Source organism: Paenibacillus sp. M2 (genome assembly GCF_046713495.1).
GTDB lineage: Bacteria > Bacillota > Bacilli > Paenibacillales > Paenibacillaceae > Paenibacillus > Paenibacillus amylolyticus_B.
The window spans coordinates 7,165,344-7,188,032 of record NZ_CP169648.1 but is presented as its reverse complement, the minus strand read 5'-3'; the positions used below and the strand labels follow the sequence as shown (position 1 = coordinate 7,188,032).

General features: G+C 47.0%; 15 protein-coding genes. 12 read left to right on the top strand and 3 right to left on the bottom strand.

Annotated features, from left to right (window positions below; all coding sequences use genetic code 11):
* Window positions 1-125: 125 nt before the first annotated feature.
* From ACETMN_RS32655 to ACETMN_RS32645, 3 genes are all read left to right on the top strand, one after another.
* Entirely contained in the window at window positions 126-1,457 is a 1,332-nt protein-coding gene (locus ACETMN_RS32655; RefSeq protein ID WP_411735589.1) for an ATP-binding protein, read from the top strand.
* A 68-nt stretch (window positions 1,458-1,525) separates the two neighbouring features.
* On the top strand, window positions 1,526-1,852 hold the full coding sequence (locus ACETMN_RS32650) for a DUF4180 domain-containing protein (protein WP_091012326.1): 327 nt from the start codon (window positions 1,526-1,528) through the stop codon (window positions 1,850-1,852).
* Window positions 1,853-1,916: 64 nt separating this feature from the next.
* Window positions 1,917-3,041 carry an SGNH/GDSL hydrolase family protein gene (locus tag ACETMN_RS32645; protein ID WP_091012327.1) on the top strand — a complete coding sequence of 375 codons (1,125 nt, stop codon included), beginning with the start codon at window positions 1,917-1,919 and terminating at the stop codon, window positions 3,039-3,041.
* Between the two features lie 118 nt (window positions 3,042-3,159).
* Here the strand turns inward: ACETMN_RS32645 and ACETMN_RS32640 are convergent, their stop codons facing one another.
* A complete protein-coding gene (locus ACETMN_RS32640; RefSeq protein WP_091012329.1) occupies window positions 3,160-3,726 on the bottom strand; it encodes a dihydrofolate reductase family protein in 567 nt (188 codons plus the stop codon).
* Window positions 3,727-3,795: 69 nt separating this feature from the next.
* Here ACETMN_RS32640 and ACETMN_RS32635 point away from each other — a divergent pair, with 69 nt between their 5' ends.
* From ACETMN_RS32635 to ACETMN_RS32620, 4 genes are all read left to right on the top strand, one after another.
* A complete protein-coding gene (locus ACETMN_RS32635) occupies window positions 3,796-4,704 on the top strand; it encodes a helix-turn-helix transcriptional regulator (RefSeq protein WP_411735588.1) in 909 nt (302 codons plus the stop codon).
* A 60-nt stretch (window positions 4,705-4,764) separates the two neighbouring features.
* Entirely contained in the window at window positions 4,765-5,688 is a 924-nt protein-coding gene (locus ACETMN_RS32630) for an oxidoreductase (protein ID WP_091012333.1), read from the top strand.
* Window positions 5,689-5,959: 271 nt separating this feature from the next.
* Window positions 5,960-6,229: a CD3324 family protein gene (locus ACETMN_RS32625; RefSeq protein WP_091012335.1), complete on the top strand. Its 270-nt coding sequence runs from the start codon at window positions 5,960-5,962 to the stop codon at window positions 6,227-6,229.
* A gap of 184 nt (window positions 6,230-6,413) precedes the next feature.
* On the top strand, window positions 6,414-6,968 hold the full coding sequence (locus tag ACETMN_RS32620) for a hypothetical protein (protein WP_256974896.1): 555 nt from the start codon (window positions 6,414-6,416) through the stop codon (window positions 6,966-6,968).
* 49 nt (window positions 6,969-7,017) lie between these two features.
* Here ACETMN_RS32620 and ACETMN_RS32615 read toward each other — a convergent pair whose 3' ends face one another.
* Window positions 7,018-7,878: a GNAT family N-acetyltransferase gene (locus ACETMN_RS32615; protein WP_091012336.1), complete on the bottom strand. Its 861-nt coding sequence runs from the start codon at window positions 7,876-7,878 to the stop codon at window positions 7,018-7,020.
* A 245-nt stretch (window positions 7,879-8,123) separates the two neighbouring features.
* Here ACETMN_RS32615 and ACETMN_RS32610 point away from each other — a divergent pair, with 245 nt between their 5' ends.
* The 5 genes from ACETMN_RS32610 (at window position 8,124) to ACETMN_RS32590 (ending at window position 20,642) form a co-directional block, all read left to right on the top strand.
* Window positions 8,124-8,699: a hypothetical protein gene (locus ACETMN_RS32610; protein WP_143786450.1), complete on the top strand. Its 576-nt coding sequence runs from the start codon at window positions 8,124-8,126 to the stop codon at window positions 8,697-8,699.
* 267 nt (window positions 8,700-8,966) lie between these two features.
* Window positions 8,967-11,111, top strand: a complete 2,145-nt coding sequence (locus tag ACETMN_RS32605; RefSeq protein WP_411735587.1) for an ATP-binding protein — start codon at window positions 8,967-8,969, stop codon at window positions 11,109-11,111.
* A 4-nt stretch (window positions 11,112-11,115) separates the two neighbouring features.
* Complete coding sequence (locus ACETMN_RS32600; RefSeq protein WP_091012342.1) at window positions 11,116-11,814, top strand: response regulator transcription factor; 699 nt, start codon at window positions 11,116-11,118, stop codon at window positions 11,812-11,814.
* Window positions 11,815-12,223: 409 nt separating this feature from the next.
* Window positions 12,224-13,033 (top strand): septum site-determining protein MinD, encoded by an 810-nt coding sequence (minD, locus tag ACETMN_RS32595; protein WP_091012343.1) that lies wholly within the window; start codon window positions 12,224-12,226, stop codon window positions 13,031-13,033.
* A 514-nt stretch (window positions 13,034-13,547) separates the two neighbouring features.
* Window positions 13,548-20,642, top strand: a complete 7,095-nt coding sequence (locus tag ACETMN_RS32590) for an InlB B-repeat-containing protein (RefSeq protein ID WP_411735586.1) — start codon at window positions 13,548-13,550, stop codon at window positions 20,640-20,642.
* A 177-nt stretch (window positions 20,643-20,819) separates the two neighbouring features.
* On the opposite strand, the gene ACETMN_RS32585 is transcribed toward ACETMN_RS32590, so the two are convergent.
* Window positions 20,820-22,688, bottom strand: coding sequence for an AbfB domain-containing protein (locus ACETMN_RS32585; RefSeq protein ID WP_411735585.1), 1,869 nt, complete (start codon window positions 22,686-22,688; stop codon window positions 20,820-20,822).
* Window position 22,689 lies beyond the last annotated feature (1 nt).

Sequence of the window (22,689 nt, the reverse complement as noted above, 5' to 3'; positions counted from 1 at the left end):
CCTTTTGTTTTGCTTGCGCATCCAGTCCTTATTTTTAATTATTTCTAATGCATCTTTCATATGTTAGTATGTTTAACATTAGAAGCGCGGGTTCCGGCGGTAGGCGCTAAACGTTGTTATAGTGGGTGAAGAGATCGATGCGCAATTGGGTCAAAAATGAAAATGTACAGATGACGGCCATTGCCTTTGCCACAGCGGTAGGGGCGCAATTCAAGATAAATCCGTTCCGGGAAGATTACTTCCGAATTGGGCTGGGGGTTAGCATCCTTTTATTTCTGCTGATGATCATGCCACACTTGTCTTATGTGAAGACAGGGATCCTGACAGGCATCGCGAATTTGCTGTTTCAGTCGGCAGATCTCATCAATCATGTACAGACCGTCTCCATACTGGAAAGCATGCGGGACAATCTGGGGGCAGGTGTATATTATGTGGTCTTTGCCTATGGGCTTAGCAAATTCAAGCATCGATTCCATGAGATACAGCCTCTTCTGCTCGGCGGGTTAATCACATGTATCGATTTCTCCTCTAATCTTGTTGAGCTTCTTTTTCGCGGAATGTTAAGCGGGACCAATATCTTTTATATGAAGGAATGGTTGTATCTGCTTGTGGTAGGTGGTCTGCGAAGTTACTTTGTGATTGGGCTATATAACAGCATTGCGGTGAGGCAGATGCGGCTTTTACATGCAGAGCAGGAGAAGCGGATGGAGCAGATGCTGAGTGTGAACTCGGGTCTGTATAGCGAGGTCTTTTATCTGAAGAAAGCGATGAATACGATCGAAGGCATTACGGCAGACAGCTATGATCTATATCGCGATCTCCGGGAGCAGGACATGAATCAATACAGTCAGCGTACCCTGGGCATCGCTCAACAGATTCATGAAGTGAAGAAGGATTCACAACGTATTCTCGCGGGTCTGCTGAAGCTGTATGATAACGAAAAAGCGGTTAACATGAGCCTGTCTGAAGTACTGAACTTTGCCAGCAAAGCAAATCGAAAATATAGCGAAATGCTGCATAAGCAGGTCGAGATCGATATTGAGCAACAGTATGATTGTGAGTCTCCGTATTACATTCCTCTTCTCACGGTAATGAATAACCTGATTGCCAATGCGGTAGAAGCGATTGAGCATGACGGGACGATCCGAATTCGTGTGTATGAACAGGAAGAAAACGTGTATTGCGTCGTGATGGATTCTGGAAAAGGTGTACCTGAAGCCAAACGGGATGTCATCTTCGAACCGGGCTACACAACCAAGTTCAATGAAGTTGGCATTGCCGCGACGGGCATTGGCCTGTCCCATGTGCGTGATATCGTCCAGTCGTTGGCGGGACAAATTAAGGTAGAGTCGGCGTCTTCGGGAGAGACAGGGACAACATTTGTTATAGCTATTCCCAAAATGAATCTGATCAAGGGGGCCGATGTCGATGACACTTTCTATCATGATCGTGGATGATGATGTGGTAAGCCGGAGTGTGCTGCATGTGTTCTATATGGAGACGATAAGGCAATTCCAAGGTCGCCATTATTGAAAGTGATGGCATCGTCATCAACAATGCTCAAGATGCACTGGATTTGATGGCTTCGGTAAGGTATACCGATGATGCTGATAAACTCATTATCGACAAATCGAACATCACGGAAGAGTTCTTCGAACTGAAAACCAAACTTGCAGGCGAGATTTTGCAGAAGTACGTGAACTATCATGTTAAGCTTGCTATTGTGGGAGATTTCGAAGAACATAACAGCAAGAGCCTGAGAGATTTCATCTATGAGTGCAACAATGGCAAGCATGTTTTCTTTTTGAAAAACAAAAAGGAAGCGCTCCAAAAGTTGCATAATATCAGTTAAGCGTACATCCGAGACATGTAGAGAGCCTGCTTATAATTTGAGCCAAACGTAGGAGGTTTGCACCGTGATATCTAATGAGAATTTAAAGGTATATGCTCTGCCTAAGATCGGAAATCTTAAAGTACATGGTAGAACGACTCAAGAGCGATCGCCGTTGACGTTATTTTGGACGGGGAGTGCAGTCGAACTCAATGTACAGGGCTCCGAACTATGGGTTGAAGTAGAGTCACAGTATGACATGTATGAGTCATGGATCAGCATTCTGATCAACGGTGTTCCGGTGAGCAGACAGATGTTAACGGTGGGAAGGTACTGGGTCTGTGTATTCCGGGGCATGAACGCAGATGTGGTGAAGAATGTACGGATCGTAAAGGATGTTCAAGCGATGAGTGGTGACCCGGGTTGTGCCTTGCAGATTCATGCGGTGAAATCCGATGGAGCGTTCCTGCCTGTGCAGGAAAAACCGTACAAGATCGAGTTCATTGGTGACAGTATTACATCTGGCGAAGGTGCGATTGGAGCAAAAGCGGAGGAAGATTGGATTCCGATGTGGTTCAGCGCCATACATAATTATACGTTTATGACAGCAGAGGCATTAAATGCAGAATATCGGGTCATCTCGCAAAGTGGCTGGGGTGTGCTGACAAGTTGGGATAACAATCCAAAAGGGAACATCCCCGAGTATTACGAACAGGTCTGTGGCTTGCTTACTGGTGAACGTAACGATGCGCTAGGCGCAGGAGATCAGCATGATTTTGGTTCCTGGCAGCCGGATGTGGTAGTCGTGAACCTGGGCAGCAATGATGGGGGTGCATTTCAGTCACCTGAGTGGAAAGACCCCGACACGGGCAAGGTGTACAAGCAACGTTTGAACGAAGACGGTACGTATCATGAAGAGGATCTGGCTGCTTTTGAGAAAGCGGTGGAACAGTTCCTGTTCAAACTTCGGAAAAACAATCCGGCGGCACATCTCGTATGGGCTTATGGCATGCTTGGTTTTCCCATGATGCCCGCCATCTACCGTGCGATTGATGCGTATACAAAGGGGACAGGAGATCGTAAGGTTACGATTATCCAGCTTCCTGATACAACCGAAGAGACGGTAGGGGCACGCACCCATCCAGGCGAGTTATCTCACCGTAGGACGGCAGAGGTGTTAGCGGAATATGTACGAGGAATGATAGGATAGCTTGAAATATAGTAATGGAAAGACCACTCTTTCATGAAATGTACCCGAATAGTTAGATGGTGTCTAACTTTATGAGGTCCCTTCATCATAAGAATGGTCTTTTTCCTTTTCTACTTATCTAGACATTCGAGGGTGTGTCCGTTGTGCCGCTGTTCTGTACCTCATAACGAATTGAAATGATCTGTCCCAGCGTCTGGGTTCGGATCATTTTGAATTGGCTTGGCACAGTGCCTTTCGGGAATAAGGGAATGCCTTCACCAAGAATTTTGGGAATGATGGCGACTTCAATCTCATCCAGCAATTTTTTTGCTAACACAGCTTGAACCAGTATTCCGCCACCCACAACCCACACGTCTCCATCAGAAGTTTGCTTTAACCGGGGAATGAGCGTATCTACTGTCTCGGTTGTAAACTGTACATGTGGAGCGGGCGGCTGTTCCGAGCGAGAAAGCACATATGTTGGCCGATCCGCATAGGGGAAATCTTCGGAAAGTGTGAGCACCTCTTCATACGTATAACGTCCCATAACAACGCTACCGATCGTTTCATAAAAGGCAGCATATCCGTTATCTCCTCCGTCACCCTCCACATCAAATAACCAATCGACCGAACCATCCAGTCTTGCGATATATCCATCCAAACTCATAGCAATGTACAAAATTGTTTTGTTATCAGACATGTTCATCGCTCCCTTCTACAATGTATGATACACTTTAACTATGACAAAAGTTGACGTAGTTAGGATGTTGAATTCATGAACCATCGGAAACTGGCTATCATGCGTCTGATGGATTCCAGACAGAAATTCACTGCTCGGGAACTGGCAGAACGGTTCGACGTCTCGGTTCGTACGATCCAGCGGGATCTGGATGCATTGCAGGCGCTGGGTTTTCCTTTGTACACAGAAGTTGGCGTGAACGGTGGATACCGGGTGTTGCCCAATCGAATTTTGCCACCTCTTCAATTCACGCAGCAGGAGGCATTAGGGCTGTTTATGATGCTGGAATATCTACAGCAGGTCCCGGATTTTCCGTATGGATCGATGCGTGAACATCTGGCTGAGCAGTATTTCTCTACTTTGCCCGAAGATGTACAGGATCTGATTATGCGAATGAGGGAGCATATCACCTTTGTCCAGCATCCCGGTGAGCATGCAGAGCATTTAACAACAGTGATATTGGGTGCAGCGGTAGAAAAAAGAGAAATCGAATTTATGTATCATGCCCGCAGTGGGCGTAAAAAAGTCAAGGTCTTCCCCTATGGCATCTACTATGAGCAGGGACATTGGTACATGCCAGCCCGTAATAAGGACCGCGTATTATTGTATCGGGTGGATCGCATGCAGCAGTTGACGGTTATGGAATCAGTGGATGCATCTGTTCCGAGCCTGAAGGCGTGGCTAGATGCTAAAGAAGATAGAGCAAGCGTAGAAGTGGTGCTGCAATTCACGGAATTTGGAGCAAGGATTGCTGCGTCAGATGTGTTGTTCAAGTCGGTTGAAGGCCATGAGTGGCGCGGACTTGTTCCGCTTGAGGAGTTCTCTTTTACAGCGCGAAAGTTACTCTCCTATGGGCCGGAAGTGAAGGTGGTGTCTCCGCTCGAACTGCAACAGCAGGTTAGAGGAATGCTGGAACGGAGTTTAAGTCAGTATGGTGGGGGATAAGAGCTTTCAAACGCTGGATATTAGGGTATCAAGGAAGAGATAAGAAAGGTGTGTAGACAAATGAGCGAAGTTTGGACTAAAGACATCATCCCGACTGTATCCGATAAAGTAGTGATTGTGACAGGTTCGAACGGCGGATTAGGGTATGAGACGGCATTAGCGTTAGCTGAAAAAGGCGCAAAAGTTATCCTTGCAGTTCGTAATCTGGAAAAAGGTGAAAAGGCAGCTAATAAAATAAAGTCTGTGCATGTAGCTGGAGAGGTAATCGTTATGCAGCTCGACCTCAGCGATTTAGCTAGTATCCGTAAGTTCGCAGCCGCTTTTCTTGAGCAATATGATTCTTTGTCCATTCTCGTTAATAATGCAGGAATTATGAACCCTCCGTTCCAGTTAACGAAGGATGGCTTTGAGTTGCAGTTTGGTAGCAATCATCTAGGGCATTTTGCACTTACGGGCCTGCTATTGCCTCGATTAATTTCTACTCCGCAATCGAGAGTGGTTACTCTAAGCAGTTTGGCAGCTGGTAATGGTGCAATTGATTTTGATAATTTAGATGGCTCCAAAGGATATAATCCCATGAAGTTCTACAGTCAAAGCAAGCTAGCCAATCTGATGTTTGCAAGAGAACTGCAGAATAAGTTTAATTCCGCCCATATGGATTCTATGAGTATCGCTGCTCATCCAGGAATTTCGAATACCAATCTGTTCTCCTTCGGTTCGGGGAAACAGGCGAATATATTCATGCGGAGTCTTCTGAAAATCATTAGTCAACCTGCACACATGGGGGCATTACCTACCTTGTACGCTGCAACAGATCCGACGATTATGGGAGGAGAGTATATAGCTCCTGGCGGTATTGGCGGTACTAAGGGCTATCCCAAGACCGCTAAGATTATCGAAAAATTATATAATGCTGATATTTCAAACAAGCTATGGAGCGTTTCAGAAGAATTAACAGGGGTGTATTACCAATTTGACGTGTAGATTTTGCCATTTGGGAAAGTAAACCTTATTATGGAATGGATAGTTAAAAGTTCTTCAGCACGAATAAGATTAACTGAATGGGGGGCTACCATGATTCGATTCATAATAAATTTAACGACCCGCTCTATGCAGAGTCCATGTGATGAACAACGGCGGTTGTTTGCATAGAGCTTGAAATTCTTTTCCGCCATATCATTGTAGTGCATATCCAATGTGTTCATTGTACGACTCTGCTGCCTTAAAGATTTTAACTTTTAAGGAGTGGAGCAACGTGAAATATATTAATGCGGATACAATCTTCCCGAAAGAATTGCTTGAAGAAATACAGCGTCATATCCCCGGAGGCCTGATCTATATTCCGAGGCCCAAGGATGCCTATAAGAAATGGGGCGAGAACTCGGGCGGCAGAAGGATTGTCCGGGAGCGGAACGACGAGATCCGCCAGCTTTTTGCTGCGGGAACAACCATTGATCAGCTTGCGGACCAGTACTGTTTATCCATCGATAGCATCAAGAAAATTGTGTATCGCAAAAAGGGATGAAACTATAGAAGCCATGTTCGAGCAATCGAATGTGGCTTTTTCCTGTAAGAGTAAAGAATGGTTATTAAAGCTTTTTTACATATTCGAGGTCGTTAATTACGCGTACAATTCATTTGACGGTACAAGGTTATGCGGTGAGAGTTCATGAAGTAACTCCTTAAATCATCTGGTAAGGTTGGTGAATATGAATAATATGAATATAGAAGTGAAATTAACGAATAAAGACGAGGCGTATGTGATTAAAAATATGTACCCGCTATACCTTCATGATCTATCCGGACATTATGGTCTGGGTGGAGAGCATACCCCGAACGAACATGGCATTTATGAGCCAAGTCCTGATTATATAACTTTGCAGGATCAGTATAACGTCCAGAACATATGGTGGGAAAAACCGGAGTGTCTTTATCCGTTCCTCATGATTGTGGATGGCATACCGGCAGGTTTTGCGTTCATAGCTACTCCGCCACATTGTTCACAAGGCACGAATTTCTTTGTACATGACTTCTTTCTGATGCAGCCGTTTCGAGGTGTAGGCGTTGCTGAACACGCGGCATCCACGATCTTCGGAATGTTTAAAGGAAACTGGGAGTTGTTCACCAATCCATCGGAGAAAAATAAGATTGGCCAATCTTTCTGGCGGAAAACAGTGGCTAATTATACCGAAGGTAACTATCGGGAAATGTACGGGCATACGTTTGATGGCTATAAATTGATTTTCCAATTCTCCAATATATAAAGAGAAAGACCGTCTCCCTTTGAGGGAAACGATCTCTTTCCACTGCCTTTTATAAACTACCGTTTAAATAGTGATACTCGGAATTCACTTCAAAACCAACACTGCGGTACAGATTCAAAGCGCGTTTGTTTTCGGTAACAACGGATAGGCGAATATCTGTGTAACTTTGTTTCCTTAGGAGATCAACCAGGGTGCTAAGCGCAGTGCGCCCCAGTTTCTGTCCCTGATAAGCAGGCAAGATACAGAAGTTATGAATAAATGCGGTAGTTGCATTAATGGAGTTGACCCGTACCAGCCCAACAGGCAGTTGATTCTGCCATGCAATATAGGTGACTCGGCTGGGTTCATTTGTTTGCATAAAGTACTCGCGTGTCCAGTCCTCCGAATCTCCAAAGGCTTGGGAGGAGCAAGTGACCATAAACTCCATATCCTCGGTTTCTGCCACGGACAACGTTAGTTCAGGCGGCTCCACAACCGAAAGGACCTCATTCACAAGTTGCATCGAGTACTCCGCACGATCATAAATGGCTCCGAGGGATTGGGCAGTAAGAAGGCCCGGAGATAAGCCCTGAGGAACGCGATAACTGAGTTGGTTGATTCCCTGTGGTTTCATATCCAGGATGGCCCTTTTCAGTAGGCTGCTGAACACACCTTGGCGACGATAATCTGGGTGTACGATGGCATTAATATTCCCGGTTACGCCATCGGATGGATACCAACTGAGGAGTCCTACCAGATCACCGTGTCGATAACAGAGGAGTGCATGGTCTCCGTCTTTTTTGCTGATATGGTCAAGGTCTGCCTTTAGATGGACGGAATCCAGTTGTTTACATTGTTGTTCGAGCAAAAAAATAGCATCAATCTGTTCCTTGGAGTTATAGACCATGGGAATGACTTGATAAGTTGACATAGCTTTCACACCTTCATTTTTGAAGGAAACACGCAGTTATTGGACCCGCAGGCGCTATCCTTCAAGAGTTGGTTCACTTCCCGATGACTATAACACAATCTATGATGAAGATGACACTCAATGGATGTAATTCACTGGATGTCTGTTCAGATGTGCCCAGTAACTGGACATTATATCCTATTGAAGGAATAATTAAGAGTAATAAGGAGAGAAAGGAGTTGATCACCTCGCGTAAGTTAGCTTATATGATGAGTACGTTGTTTCTTTCATCTGTCATGATAATGGGGTGCATCCCATCTGAGTCAGCCGAGAACGTTAAAGAGACCATTCCACCAGCGACGAATCAGCCGAGTATTGTGAGCAATCAGAAGGCGTCAGCCATAGATGAGCAGCAGGCCCTCGAAATGTCGCTGGATTATAAAACAACCGAACTGACTGTTGATTATAAGGACTATGAAGATACGTTAACTGTGGAGGGTCTGCTGGCTAGAGCAGAAGTAATCAGACCATTTTTGACAGAAAGGAATTTCGAATCCAATATAGATGCGCGATTTAACAAGATTCCTTTACGTGTAGCAGACAAAGAGAAGGCTCTGCTGCATCCTGAAAATATACAAACCAAGATCAAAGATAGCAAGAGTGATTGGATTCTTGTGGAATACACGCTCGATTTGAAATTTACGGATAAGGATGGCAAAGAGTTCAAGTCCATTCCGTTATCGGGCGATATCACCTTTTTGCAGGATCAGGGAGAATGGCGCATTCAGGATGATACGTACAACATGAAGCCCTTCACAGAAATCATTAATAATTCACTGTAGTTGATGGAGTGTCTGTGAATCTGGCACATGCAGATTGTGCTCGAATTAACCATTACGAATAAGTTCTTTCATATCAGTACGCACTTCAGAGTGCGTACTTTTTTGTGGGTGTGTACAGCTAAGCGTGCGTCGTCAAAAGGGCTTCATCGTGATGATTGTTCTTGTCTCTTCCTAGAAATTTGCAGGGTACATTCTCCTGTAATGATGATATCATTTGGATAAATAAACTTACTTATTGCGCTTTTAGAGATTGGGGTTGGATTCATCATGAGGGGAATTCTCCGAGTCGGTTCTCGTAAGGTGTGGTTTTATATCGTTGTTGCCGTTATTGTTGGCTTGGTTGCAGGCTATGTCGTCCTCTCTGAGCCGGACTCTCCTAAGTTCCAAAGTGAAAAAGGTATTCTGGATTTAAGGCAGGTTCAGCTCAGTACGAATCCGCAAAAGTTAACAGGGGAGTGGTCGTTCTACTGGCAAGAGCTACTGTCGCCTGAGGACATACGGGTTCGTTCGGCAAGGGAAGGAAATCAGGACCACTGGATCAGCATCCCAAGCTCCTGGCTTGGCTATCCGTTAGAAGGTCAGCGGCTGAGTGGTACAGGCTACGCAACCTTTCGACTGGTCATACAACTAAGTGAGAACGATCGAAACGAGCAGCTTACTCTGCGGTTGCCGAGCATTTTTCATGCGTACAAATTATGGGTGAATGGCGATCTTCTAGAAGAAGTTGGTGAGGTGGGTCAGGACAAGAGCTCCGTGACCCCGCATCTGGAGACGAAACTGGTGTATTTTCAGCCTAAAAACGATACGATAGAGCTGGTTATGCAAGTAGCCAACTTCAATCATAAGCGTGGCGGCATTACCAAGGATATCGAGCTGGGTGGTAGTGACGTACTAACTTCCAAGACCAATCTGAATCTTGCCAGGGATATGTTCATCACGGCAAGTTTGCTAGTGATCGGCTTGTATAATCTGCTGTTGTTCATGCTGCGACGTAAGGATAGGGCTCCGTTATATTTTGGCCTGTTTACTGTACTGCTTGGTATTCGATCCTTGTTCAACGGGGAGCTTATCTTTACACAATGGTTGCCTCAGTTTCCTTGGGAATTGCAGTTCAAGATTGAATATCTGATTCTTTGTGTCAGTGGTTATATCATCAGCATGTATTTTGATAGCATTTTTCCCAATTACATATCACGATGGTTTCGTCTTATTAGCTTGATCACAACCGGCGCATTCTGTGTCCTTGTGGTGGTAACTCCTGCACTTATATATTCAAAATTTATGCTGATGATCGGTGTAATGGTGGTACTACATATGGTTTATCTGATGATCGGGCTGGTTTACTCGGCTGTGCGACGATTGGAGGGAGCTTTAATCTTCCTGTTGGTGTCGGTGATTACTTTATTCACGGTTGTCAACGATTTTTTATATTTTAACGGATGGTCGCCGATTGGAAATACATCTCCGCTTGGGTTATTGATATTTACGATTGCGCAGTTGATTCTGCTGTCTTCGCGATCTACGAGGACGGCATCGAACGAAGAGAGAATTACACGTGAATTACAGGACCTTAATGACAAGCTGATTGAAATGAATATGAATCTGGAACAGACCGTTCAGGAGCGAACACAGGCCTTATCTACAGTGCATGATGATCTCCAATCCTCGTATGACCGACTGCTTCACTCCGAGCAAGGGAGGAAGAAGTTACTTGCTTATATTACGCATGATCTGCGTATGCCGTTGTCCAGTATGCTCGGATATGTAGAAGCTATACAGGACAGGGTCAAGCCGGAACGCAATGAACAATATCTGAAGTACATCCGGGAGAACACGATAAGGATTAACCGTATGATCGAGGAGTTGTCCTTCTTGTCTCATTTGGAGACCGGACAGGTCTCGTACCGAATGGAGCCGGTTCAGATCATTCCCTTCTTGCATGGTTTTTTTGAACAATATGAGTTGGTAGTGCGCGATGCAGGTTTAGACTTCATACTGGACATCGGAGATACCGAGGATAGACGATCTATTTTGCCAGTTGTCGAGATGGATGCGAAAAGAATAGAGCAGGCCTTATTTAATCTAGTATCTAACGCCATGAAGTTCACCTCCAGCGGGGGGCTGGTGCGTATTGCACTAGTTGTGGAAATGGTGAATCATGCTCCTCATGCAGTTATTAGCATAGAGGATTCTGGTATGGGGATTCCTCCGGATCAGCTTGAGCAAATCTTCGAACGTAATTACAGATACGATCGGCCGGGAATGGGCATAGAGGGCAGTGGACTGGGACTGGCAATTTGCAGGGAAATCGTACAAGCGCACGGAGGCATGGTTCGAGCGGAGAGCGACGGCAAGATGGGGGCGACATTCTATATAACGTTTCCTTGTACGGTGATTGAAGGAAAGGGGTGATGAGATGGACACGCACAAAATCATGATCGTTGATGATGATCCTCATATATGCGAGATTGTGCAGGTGTATTGTGATAGGGAGGGATTTGTCTCCACCTGCAGTCATAGCGGGTCAGAAGCGATGGAGCTGCTTGCATCGTTTGAGCCGGATTTAATTATACTGGATATATTACTGGCTAATGAAAACGGTATTGACTGGTGCAGGAATGCGCGTAATCTCACCAGTGCGCCGATTGTGTTTCTGAGCAGTCAAGAGGAAGACGAAATAAAAATTAGCGCATTATCCTATGGCGGGGACGATTATGTGACCAAACCGTTCAGTCCGGGAGTGCTCATGGCCAAGATCAAGGCTCACCTTCGCAGAGTGTCGACGGGTAGAAGGGAACAACTGCTGGAGTTACCGGGTTTGACACTGGATTTCTACACGCAGTCCGTCAACATGGGGAGTATACCTATCTCCTTATCGAAAAAAGAATTCAGTCTGCTGTCCTATATGGCACAAAACGTGAATCGTGTCGTCAGTGTCGATACGTTGTTTCAAATCATCTGGGGAATGGAAAGTCTGGAGGATACAAGAACGGTTGCTGTACATATCAGTAATTTACGCAAAAAAATTGAGTCTGACCCTGCCGACCCTGAGCGAATCATTACGGTTCGGGGGAGCGGATATATGCTGGTTTCTAATAGTACGTCACAAGCATGAATATAGCAGTAAGGGTGGTAGTCTATTATAAATGGGAAAATGGCGTTGGAGCAGTACCTGACGCTATTGGCCCATTTTTTGTCCTTTCCACTAGCTTCGTAACCGACTCAAGATATTGAATCCCTCAACACCAGTCTGCGCTTTTCCATCCTCGTCAAAATGATGTGCCATCTCTCCGAAGAATTAAACGATCCAATACGCACGGATTTAAAGTTTTCTTTAGGTTTCTCAAGTAGGTTAATCCATCATGATAAAATCACTGTGGTCGATATAACGACATATTTCATCAAATTGCAACTGATTATTAGCTACGAGGACGTTACATTCAAGCCGGATCAAACGATAATACGTGAAGAAATGGTTGTCTTGCTGTCCCGCATTAGTACTTGAAGAGAAGGAAGTGGCTCCGATGGCACGAGTTATATGTATCACATCAGGGAAAGGCGGAGTTGGCAAGACAACGGTCACGGCTAATCTCGGGACTGCCCTTGCCTTATCGGGGAGCAGCGTTTGCCTGATCGACGCTGATTTTGGATTGAGAAATCTGGATATTCCGCTTGGTTTGAGTAATAGGGTAGGGTATCATATTTCTGATTTTCTGACGGGTCAATGTGCTTTACATCAAGTGATCGTCAAAGATAAGCGAATCAGTACCTTGTCCTTTATCTCCTGTAGTAACGACGCGGTGCATCACGATGATCCGCAAGTTTTTGGCGAGGTTGTACAGCAAATAGCCCAGGGCTATGATTATGTGCTGATTGATTCGCCGGCAGGCATTGAAAATGGATTCTGGAATGCGGCTTTGGCAGCAGATGAGGCTATTGTCGTTACTACGCCTCATCGTACATCGCTTCAGGACGCGGATCGCGTAATCGGATTATTAGAAGATATGATTCCGGCTCCGCCACAGCTCATCATTAATATGGCCGACGGACAGGAAGCCCGTTCGGCAACGGTAAAGATGCAGGATATTATCGATATTCTCAATATTGGTGTGATTGGCGTGATCCATGCCGATGTACAAATTATACGTTCCGTACATAAGGGCATTCCGATTGCGCTTAATCCCGAGTTCGAAAGCGGACTGCGCTTCAGGCATATCGCCCACAATGTGGCGAAGAATCAGCAGGAGCCTTTTATCTCATTGAAACCCAAGAGGCATATTAGTGTTTTTTCGCTTCCTCCAAGACTGCGTTGGGGGAAGAGCAGTTCGTTATAGTCGATTCTGGTAGATGAATCGTTGAGAAGAGAATCATCTGGAATGGATTGCAGATTAGCTAAAGAATTCATGAAAAATAGTGGTGTGGGAGTTACCTTCCCTACGCCACTATTTTTTGATGTCATTGATGTTCTCGCTTGCGAGTAGTTGCTTACTTAAAGTTTTCTTTATAATTCACAAGCGCCCCTATCTCGCATGATAAAATACGGAAGAAAAAACGACATAATTTGCTGTGTCGGTGTCACAATTCGACTGCGACTGATCAGAAAGGTCGGTGAACGAATTCAATCTGTAAAGTTAGCATTATCGTACCTTAAAGCAGTCGGATCTCTGTATGTAAGGTTTTTCCTCGCTTGATCTCCACGTGCCGAGCGAACTGACTCGCAGGAGACCAATGATCCCGATCTGGGTCAGTGGTTTCCGCTATTAGTCTGGCTTTGGTGATTAGCTTGGTTAGAAACCAATTTTGGATAGTTTTTTTAGTTTGATCTATACATAGAAGGGATGAATACAAGTGAAGAAAGTAATACAGGGATGGAAGGTGAGCCGGCAGATCCTGATGTGGATGCTGGTGATCAGCTTAATAGTTTCTGCCGTGCCCCTATTACCAGCGCAATCGGCAGTAGCGGCTGAACTGCCGATGCAGAAGACAAAAGTAACCACATCCACTGGATTCCAGGATGTGAGTCCCACCGACTGGTTCTATGATGCAGTCGTCCATGTGCAGGAAAAGGGCATATTCAGCGGAACGAACGCGAGTAGCTTCTCTCCTAAGGGGACAATGACACGTGCCATGTATGTAACGGCACTTGGACGGATGGCCGGAGTCGATGCGGGGGCGTACTCCACATCGAGCTTTGCTGATGTACAGGCGGGCAGCTGGTATGCGCCATATGTCGAATGGGCGGTTAAGAAGGGAATTACCGATGGCACGGGGGATCGGAAATATTCGCCGGATGCTACCGTATCTCGGGAGCAAATGGCGACGATGACGTTGCGGTATTTCGAAAGCGAACAGATCCCTTATCAGACCGAGAATCTGGTCACGACAGAGCCGGGCGATCTCGGGGATGTATCACCTTGGGCGGCTGAAGCGGTCATCAAGCTGTGGCAAGCCGGTGTGTTCACCGGGGACGCCAAGGGCAACTTCAATCCGCGTGCGCAAGCGACTCGCGCGGAAGCAGCGGTTCTCTTCATGCGCAACAACGCGGTTGTAGAGGCGTGGAAAAATCAGAATCAAACGCCGGTTACACCTACTCCAACACCAACACCAACGGTGACACCGACGCCAACGCCGACAACTGGCGGTAATAATGGTGGTGGAACGTCTGGAGGCAGCGGAGGCGGTAACACCGGTGAGGCTACATACACACTCACCTTCGAGAGCAACGGAGGTACGCCAGTTGACGCGCAGAAAGTGCAGAAAGGCCAAGCGCTAAGTACTCTGCCTGCCCCAACAAAGGAAGGTTACATTTTCCAAGGGTGGTTTGTGGATAGTGACCTTTCACTCATCTTCGCAAGTGGCACTACCTTGACTGCGGATACGAAGTTGTATGCGAAGTATACGGATAGCATAGATAATGCCGTACAGAGCACACCAAGCTATTCGGTGCTGGATGTGGCACCAGACTTCACGATCGCGGTACACGATGCATCAGGAAACCTGACAGTATCCGAGGTTCAAGCGGGCATGACGTTCACAGACACGGCGAATCCCGACTTTGCTGGAGTTACCGTCACTGGTGGGAACGGTGCTTTCACGGTAGCGTCCGCAGCTGAAGACGGAAAATTCGTTGAAGGCAATACGTATCAACTTACGTTGACGGATGACAGTTTGTCCTTCCAAGGCCAAGATGCGACAACGAGTATTTATGTTTTTAGTGTCGCTAAGCAAGAGGTTCTGGACATTCCGCTGAACCCGAACATGATCTACCTTCGGTTTACGGATGTAACGAATATGATGCTGGATGGTGCAGCTGTGGGTTCAACATCGATTCCGGTAGTTACCACGACGGTGGGCGGTAGCGAAGATGCGCTTGCCGAAGCGAATGCAAGCAGCGGAACGTTCGTATATTCCGGCAGCACCGTGATTCAAGTGGGCAATACAGTCGCCATCTATCAAGGGGTTCGCCCTGATCTGCGTACATTAGCAACAACGGGTGAAGACGATGGCGATGTTGCCTATGTCCAGATCACAGAGGTAGACGGAAACACCTATACCTATGACCATGCAGATACCAAGCAAGTGTTGCTCAAGCCGGATGTTCTGCCGGTGAGTGTGGAAGCAGACACAGATGGAAATCCGAATAACAAATCCATCACAGTTGAGCATACCAAAATGAATTACAGCGACAGCCTATATGAGCCTTTCGGCTTGGATGAGTTAACCACGGTGGATGTGGGTGACTTTATCGGTTTTTATGAGGGCATCTTTGCTGAAGAAGGTTCTCGAATTGTCAGTTATGGACGTATCACTTCGATTACGCCTATAGCAGAGATGGACATCATCGAATATACTGATGCCACGATTGAAGATATTGAGAATGTCTTCAACATCTATCAGAAGCAAGCCATTGACGGCGACGATCTGTTGTCGGAAGAACAGATTGCACAGCTCGAAGAGCAAATTGAGCAGCAAGCGAGGGACAGCGGATTCGTCAATGAAGCCGCGGATTATCTGTCTGACATCGCCATGGAGACGAAGGAAATTCAGGAGATCAAGGCTCAGTCCTCCCTTGCGTCCGGTAAAGGGAGCCGGGTAAGTGTGGAGAATCTGACCGTTGTTGCTTCACTCGGCACGAGGCTGAAGAATATTGACGGCCGAACCTCAGGCGTAAGCGCTACATTACAAGTGGGTGCCGATATTGTTGTTAATATCAATGAAGACAGCGACCTTGTTATCCATATGACGGGTACATTCGTTCAGGAGATGAGCCTGGATCTCGGTATTAATGGGGATATGCAAGGGCATTGGCTGAAAAAGTGGGGAATTCCTTACTGGTACAGCATTGATGATTATGTAATTACGGCGAATCTGGATGCTTATAGCTATACCGGGATGAACATCACGGCAGAGATAGCTCTCGTTGAACACGATAAGTTAAATGATGCACTGAATGACTGGGTGGGCGAGAAGAACGCTGGCAGGTTGGGAAAGGTTCAGGACATTGCGACACAGATTAAAGCGGTAATGGCGGGCGTGCAGGATACTGCCGTAGATGCCGAATCGTTGAAGGAAAAGTATCAAGAGATGTTGGAGCAAGACACGGAATGGGTTCCGTTAATCAAGAAGGAGCTCTTTGAAAAGAGCGTACGCGTGGCTTTAGGTATTGTGGAAGTCAAATTTGAAGCGGAGTTTGTGGTCAGCGCCCAGGTGAACCTGACGGTGGGGGCAGATTTCTACTATAAGATGGCCAAGCGTTACTCGGTTAGCTTGCGCGTATTGAGTTTCAGTGGTTCGAGCAATACGGTCAGCTTGCCGGGAGACGGAGATTACCAATTTACCTTCTATGTGATGGGGACGATCGGTTTACGAGCTGGTATTCATATGGAGGTCAAAGCGGGGATTGGAAGCGTCAAGTTGAATAGTATCGGGCTTGCTGTAGAACCCGGTGTGTATGTGAATCTGTGGGGCTACTTCTATTATCAATTGAAAAATATTAGCGGGGTGGAGAGTACGAAGTCTCTAGGCGCCCTCTTCGTTGAGATTGGCATCTATTTGGAGGTGGAACTCGGCGCTCAATTAGGAGATGGAGCGCTCTCAGGCGGCGTGGAGCTGGTCGATGAAGAGTGGCCACTGTATACGATTGGAGAAGAACAGAACGTCTACGACTTCGCTTATCCACAGGATAAGTCGCTCAAAGTGAACATGGCGGGTTCTGCGTCATCCATCGCTGTACCGGAGTTGTGGGTCACAATGAATACCTTTGATTTGAAGACAGGCGCTACGGATACACGGGCTTATGATCGCTCGAATTTCGATATTCAGGTGGACAATCCGAACTTCAAGTATGACGCAGTGAACGGTATGATTGAAGTGGTGGACGAGAAGATTCAGGTGAGTGAGGGCAATCTGGTTATCACCTGGAAGGGGTCGCCGGGGTCGTTCACGTCCGATCCACTCAAGCGTACGATTCATTTAAGCTGGCTTGCCAGAGTGGGTGACTACATCCTTCAGCTAGATCCGCAGAACGGCGGAGTGACCGAGGTAGTGGCGGCTCCGTATAACGCGCCAATCAGCGTGGTCACCCCGGTATATCCAGGATACACCTTTGACGGCTGGTATACGGCCGCTTCCGGCGGCACGAAGATCACGATTCCGAGCAGAATGGCTGCGGAGGATCGGAAACTGTACGCGCACTGGATTGCGAATAAGAATACGCCGTATACCGTTGAGTATTATGTGCTAGACCCGAACAGCAGGATACAGGCTCCGCCTGTGGATACGGAAAAGAGGACTGGAACAACGGACACGGAGATTCGAATCAGCTCCGACAGGTTTAAGGAGCAAGGCTATGCGACCGGAACGGTAAGCGGCGTATTAATCAAGGGCGACGGCTCGACAGTCGTAAGAGTTAATTACTATCCGGAAAATCGAAAGATGACTTTCGCTGGGGGTTATGCCGGTGCGCCCCAAATCTCGCTAACAGAAGCCGTTGGCAAGAACATCGCTACTCGTATACCTGTACCGACAAGGCAGGGATATACGTTTGCCGGTTGGTCGCCAGAAGTTCCAAGTACGATGCCGATTGAGGATACTACGTATACAGCGAAGTGGACGGGGAGAGAGGGTACGCCTTATCAGGTCGTGTACTTGCTGCAAAATATCGGAAGTGACACATATACGGTTGCAGATACGGAATCGTATCGTGGAGTTACGGGTACCGAGGCGAGTTTGGCGGACGTCAAGCCGAGATCCTATGATGGCTTCGTGCGGGACGACAGCATTTCGGTACTGACGGATCTAATCACGAGCAACGGTAAAACGACGCTGAAGGTATATTATAAGCGTGATGTATACCAAATGACGGTTGATTATAATGGTTCTGGAGCAGCAAATAAAACGGATAATGTTCCTTTCGGAGCAACGATGCTGTTGCGTCTGGGCACTCCGACATGGCAGGGATATAGCTTTACGGGTTGGTCGCCAACACCTCCGACCACGATGCCTGCCGAGGATGTCCAGTTTACCGCGCAGTGGGCAATTAACGACTACACCGTAAATTTCGACAGTAACGGTGGGTCCGAAGAAGTGCCGGCTCAGACTGTAGGGTTTGGCGCTACGATTAGTACGCCGACTGAACCGACGAAAGATGGTTATGTATTCGGCGGCTGGTATCGTGATAACACGTTGACGAATGCTTACGACTTCGCTGCTGCGGTGACGGCGGATCTCACACTGTATGCGAAGTGGCTGATCCCTTACACGATAAGCTTCGAGAGTAATGAAGGGTCGGTAGTAGATGCCCAAACAGTGAATGAAGGCGTCAAGGCTATGGCTCCTGCCCCTCCGACGAAAGACGGCTATGTGTTTAGCGGCTGGTACAGCGATAGCGAGCTAATGAACGCCTACGATTTCACGGCTATGGTGGTAATGGGAGACCTCACGTTGTACGCGAAGTGGACGGTTTATGTACCGAATACTTATACCGTAACTTTCGAGAGTAATGGCGGATCGGTAGTCACAGAACAGAGTGTGAATGAAGGTGCCGTGGCTACTGCTCCTGGCGCTCCGATGCTGGAAGGGTATACGTTCGATGGCTGGTATAGCGATAGCGAATTGATGATACCTTATGGTTTCACGGAAGGTGTAACGGCGAATGTAATGCTGTACGCGAAGTGGACGAAGAATAGCTACACAGTGAGCTTCAGCAGTAACAATGGATCATCGGTGAGTAATCAGTCTGTGAGTGAAGGTGAAACGGCAACGATTCCTGAAGCACCGACACGTGCAGGGCATGTATTTGAAGGCTGGTATAGTGATGCTGGTCTGAATGAATCTTACAGCTTCACGACACCTGTGATGAATAACCTCACATTGTACGCGAAGTGGACGGCTATATATACGGTCGCCTTCAACAGTAACGGCGGATCACTGGTGGCTGACCAGAATATGCAAACCGGCGGTAATGCTACGGAGCCTGCCGTACCGACAAGGGATGGTTACACGTTCAACGGTTGGTACAGCGACGCCGGACTGAATGAAGCCTACAGCTTCACGACATCGGTGACGGGTAACCTCACGCTGTACGCGAAGTGGACATTTAACAGCCGCACGGTGGACTTTGACAGTAACGGTGGGGCAGCAGTAGGTAGTCAGACGGTGGTTACTGGCAACCAAGCTGTGGCACCTGCTGCGCCGAAGTGGGCAGGATATCGATTTGAAGGTTGGTACAGCGATCGTGATCTGGAGATCGTCTACGACTTCGGTACGCCGGTGACGGCAGACATCACGCTTTTCGCGAAGTGGACGATGACATCTTGGCTGCAAGTGGGTGACGAGCTGGAATTGAATAGCAAGTCCAATATCGTCTTTGACAGTCAAGGGACGCCTTACATGGCTTATATAAAGGACAATAACGAAGTATCTGTGGTGCAATATAAGGGAGGCACGTGGCAGTCCGTGGGCAATCAGAGCGATCTTGAAAAAGCGGGAGGATTGGGGAGCTCAGCTATATCGCTCGGAATAGACAGTAAGGACAAGATTTATGTTGGTTATAAGAATAGCTCAGGACAAGTAAGCTTTAAGAATTACAATGATGAACATAAGTGGTGGAGACCATTAACTGCTTACCCTGATTTTTATTGGAATGACGGAAAGAACAGTAGAAAAGTGGATACAGTTAAAGACAGCTTCTTCATTACCTTTGATAAGGATGATAATCCTTTTCTGATGTTTAGAGGTGTTTTGGTCGGTAACGCTGCAGAACCGTCAAGGCTCATGTCATGGAGTTATCATCAAGGTAGTGGATGGAAACAAGAAGCGAGGTTAGAGGCATTCGCAGGTCTAAGAGCATTCCTCGCACCGTTACCAAACAATGGCATGTATTTGTTTGCTCCATCTTATTCATCTTATTCATCTTATTCATCCAGTAGTTATGCGGCATTAGGATATAGCTTATCAGATAGCTTATCTGGACAGGATAAATTTTGGGAATTATTAGATCCGAAACAATCTTCATATCCAGCATCGGCGAATATGGATGCTGCATCCGCGCTTGATCCATCTGGCGTACCTTATATGATCTATCATAGCAGCTCCAATGGTGTTGAAATGTGGAAATATCCGCACTCCATTCCGTCAGAAAATACAGCATGGGAGAAGGTGAGCACTCCCGGATTCTCGGTTGGTTCGTCTAAAGGAGGAAGCATGGATATGGCCTTTGACAGCCAAGGCACGCCTTACGTTGCATATCGAGATGCTGCAGATGGCAACAGGGTGACTGTGATGAAATACGAGAACTTGGATTGGAGACCCGTAGGGCATGCCGGATTCTCCACTGATGACGCTCTTGAGCTAGATATTTTCATAGACAGCACTGACCACATTTATGTGAATTATAAGAAACAAGGTAAAATGACTATGATGAAGTATGATCCGAACTTGTAATAACCTTGACAGATCAGACTGACAGAAGAGCCTACTCCCATCGGAGTAGGCTTTTTTTGAATATATTCCATAATTCACTGTAATTCATGCAGCGTTTGTGTCTCCGGCACGTTATGCACCCGCATTGTTTCGCACAACCCACCAAACCTGGCTAATCCTCATCTCCAATTATTTTGCTTAGAAATTGGTTCGCCCAAACGTGGCATCACTCTTCACTGTCGAGTTGCTGGATGCGTTGATGGCATCGAGCTGTAACACGTAATCATAATGCCGGATGTAATATCCGGGCTGACTGTACGATTGAAGGGATACTTTGGTGCTGTCAGCCCAACCAGGACTGCTTAGGAACGTAGCATCTCCCTTATATGCGGAGGTGTCGGCATAAGCTTCAAGTACAATTTTATTGCTGGTGTTGCGCTTCAGGAAGTAGCCCGGGAAGTTGATGGACTCCAGTGATATTCCCATGGAGCTGGCAAGACCCGGCACGACGCGGAACTGTGAATCCAGAACAGGTGAGACGTTGGCATCCACGCGAGCAGTGTAGTTGGCATGACGGATGTATCGATCCGGAACGTTGTGTGAACTGAACCGGCTGTAACCTGTGGCTTCCGGTGTTGCAGGGCCCAACATTTTGACCTCGTGCAGGGTTGGGGTGTACCAGTTCCCCGGATTATTCCACAAGACGGCGTTTACCATATTGATCCGTACATAACGAGCTGTGAAATGCACAGCATCCGTTGTAAAGCCATAGGTCAGATTGTTGGTGCGATCCAAGGTGGAGTAATTGACTCCATCGTTGCTAATTTCAATTTTGTATTTGTAGTATCCTTCGGAACCTTTATACATAAACCAGGACGTGTCGATCTCGGTGATCGTCTTCGGTGAACCGAAGTCTACTTGCCACCAGGCAGGCCAGCTATTGGAGGAAGCTACCCATGAAGTCTGGTAGTTGCCATCATTGACATTGGATGCGGACGAGCTGGAGGCTGTAGAGCTGGCGGTAGTTGTTTTGCCTTGGGCATGATTGACGAGAGCAGGCGGTGTTACCGCACCTGTTGCTGCATCGATATTCCACGTTGTATACCACTCCAGTGATGCGGTTCCGTTCGAATCATTCAAGGTTAGCGGCAGCCAAATATGTTTGTGCTCTCCCAGGTTCATCGGATTCCAGTGGTCCCCCATGTAGATGTAGGATGTGGTGTTGCTGCCTGTAATCGTGGCAATATCATGAATCTGCGAACCAAAGGCAGATGGATTGCCATATGGCGTAAGCGCAGTCCATGTACCCGTCATGGAAGTTGCTGTAGCATAAGCACCCTGATTCGGATACCAGCCAGCGGCTTGGGAGGTGAAGAGGTAGTAACGGTTTCCTTTTTTCACAACAGCAGGCGCTTCACGATAAGCATTCTCGAACAGCCAACCCTCGAAGGATTGTATTCCGGTGTAACTTGCATTCATTTTGAAAACAGCCATTGTATCATTGGCGCCGCCATTCTTGCGTGAAGCCGTAACCAGATAACCCGTGCCATCGGTATCAACAAAGACGGTCATGTCACGGGATTCATAATTCAGCGGTCGGAAGCTGCCCTCATAGGTGAATTTTCCATTCGGGGTATTACTTGTTGCGACCGCTACACGCCCAAGGTTGTAGTCCGTTCCATTCTCATAGTGTGCCCAGAGCACATACTGGTTGGTGTAGGCGTTATAGATGACTTTGGGGCGCTCAATCTTGCTGGAGGCCAGTTCGGTTGCGGAATCTTTTGTCAGAATAGCGTTGCTGAAAGTCCAGTTCTTCAGATCGGTGGAGGTGTAGACGTTCACACTGTCGAACCTGCCGCCCACTGCATGTTCACCGTACAGATAATACGTCGAGCCTACATGCAGAATGTTGCCACTGTTCGCATGGATGGGGTTGCCTGCGGTGTCGAGCCAATCGGTGCCATTGGTTATCGTGACACTAGCTGCGCTTGTTTGTTCAGGATGAAGTCCAAACAGGGTGAACGTGAGTGCAAAGACCAGAAACCAAACCGCTTTCCTGTTACCCATT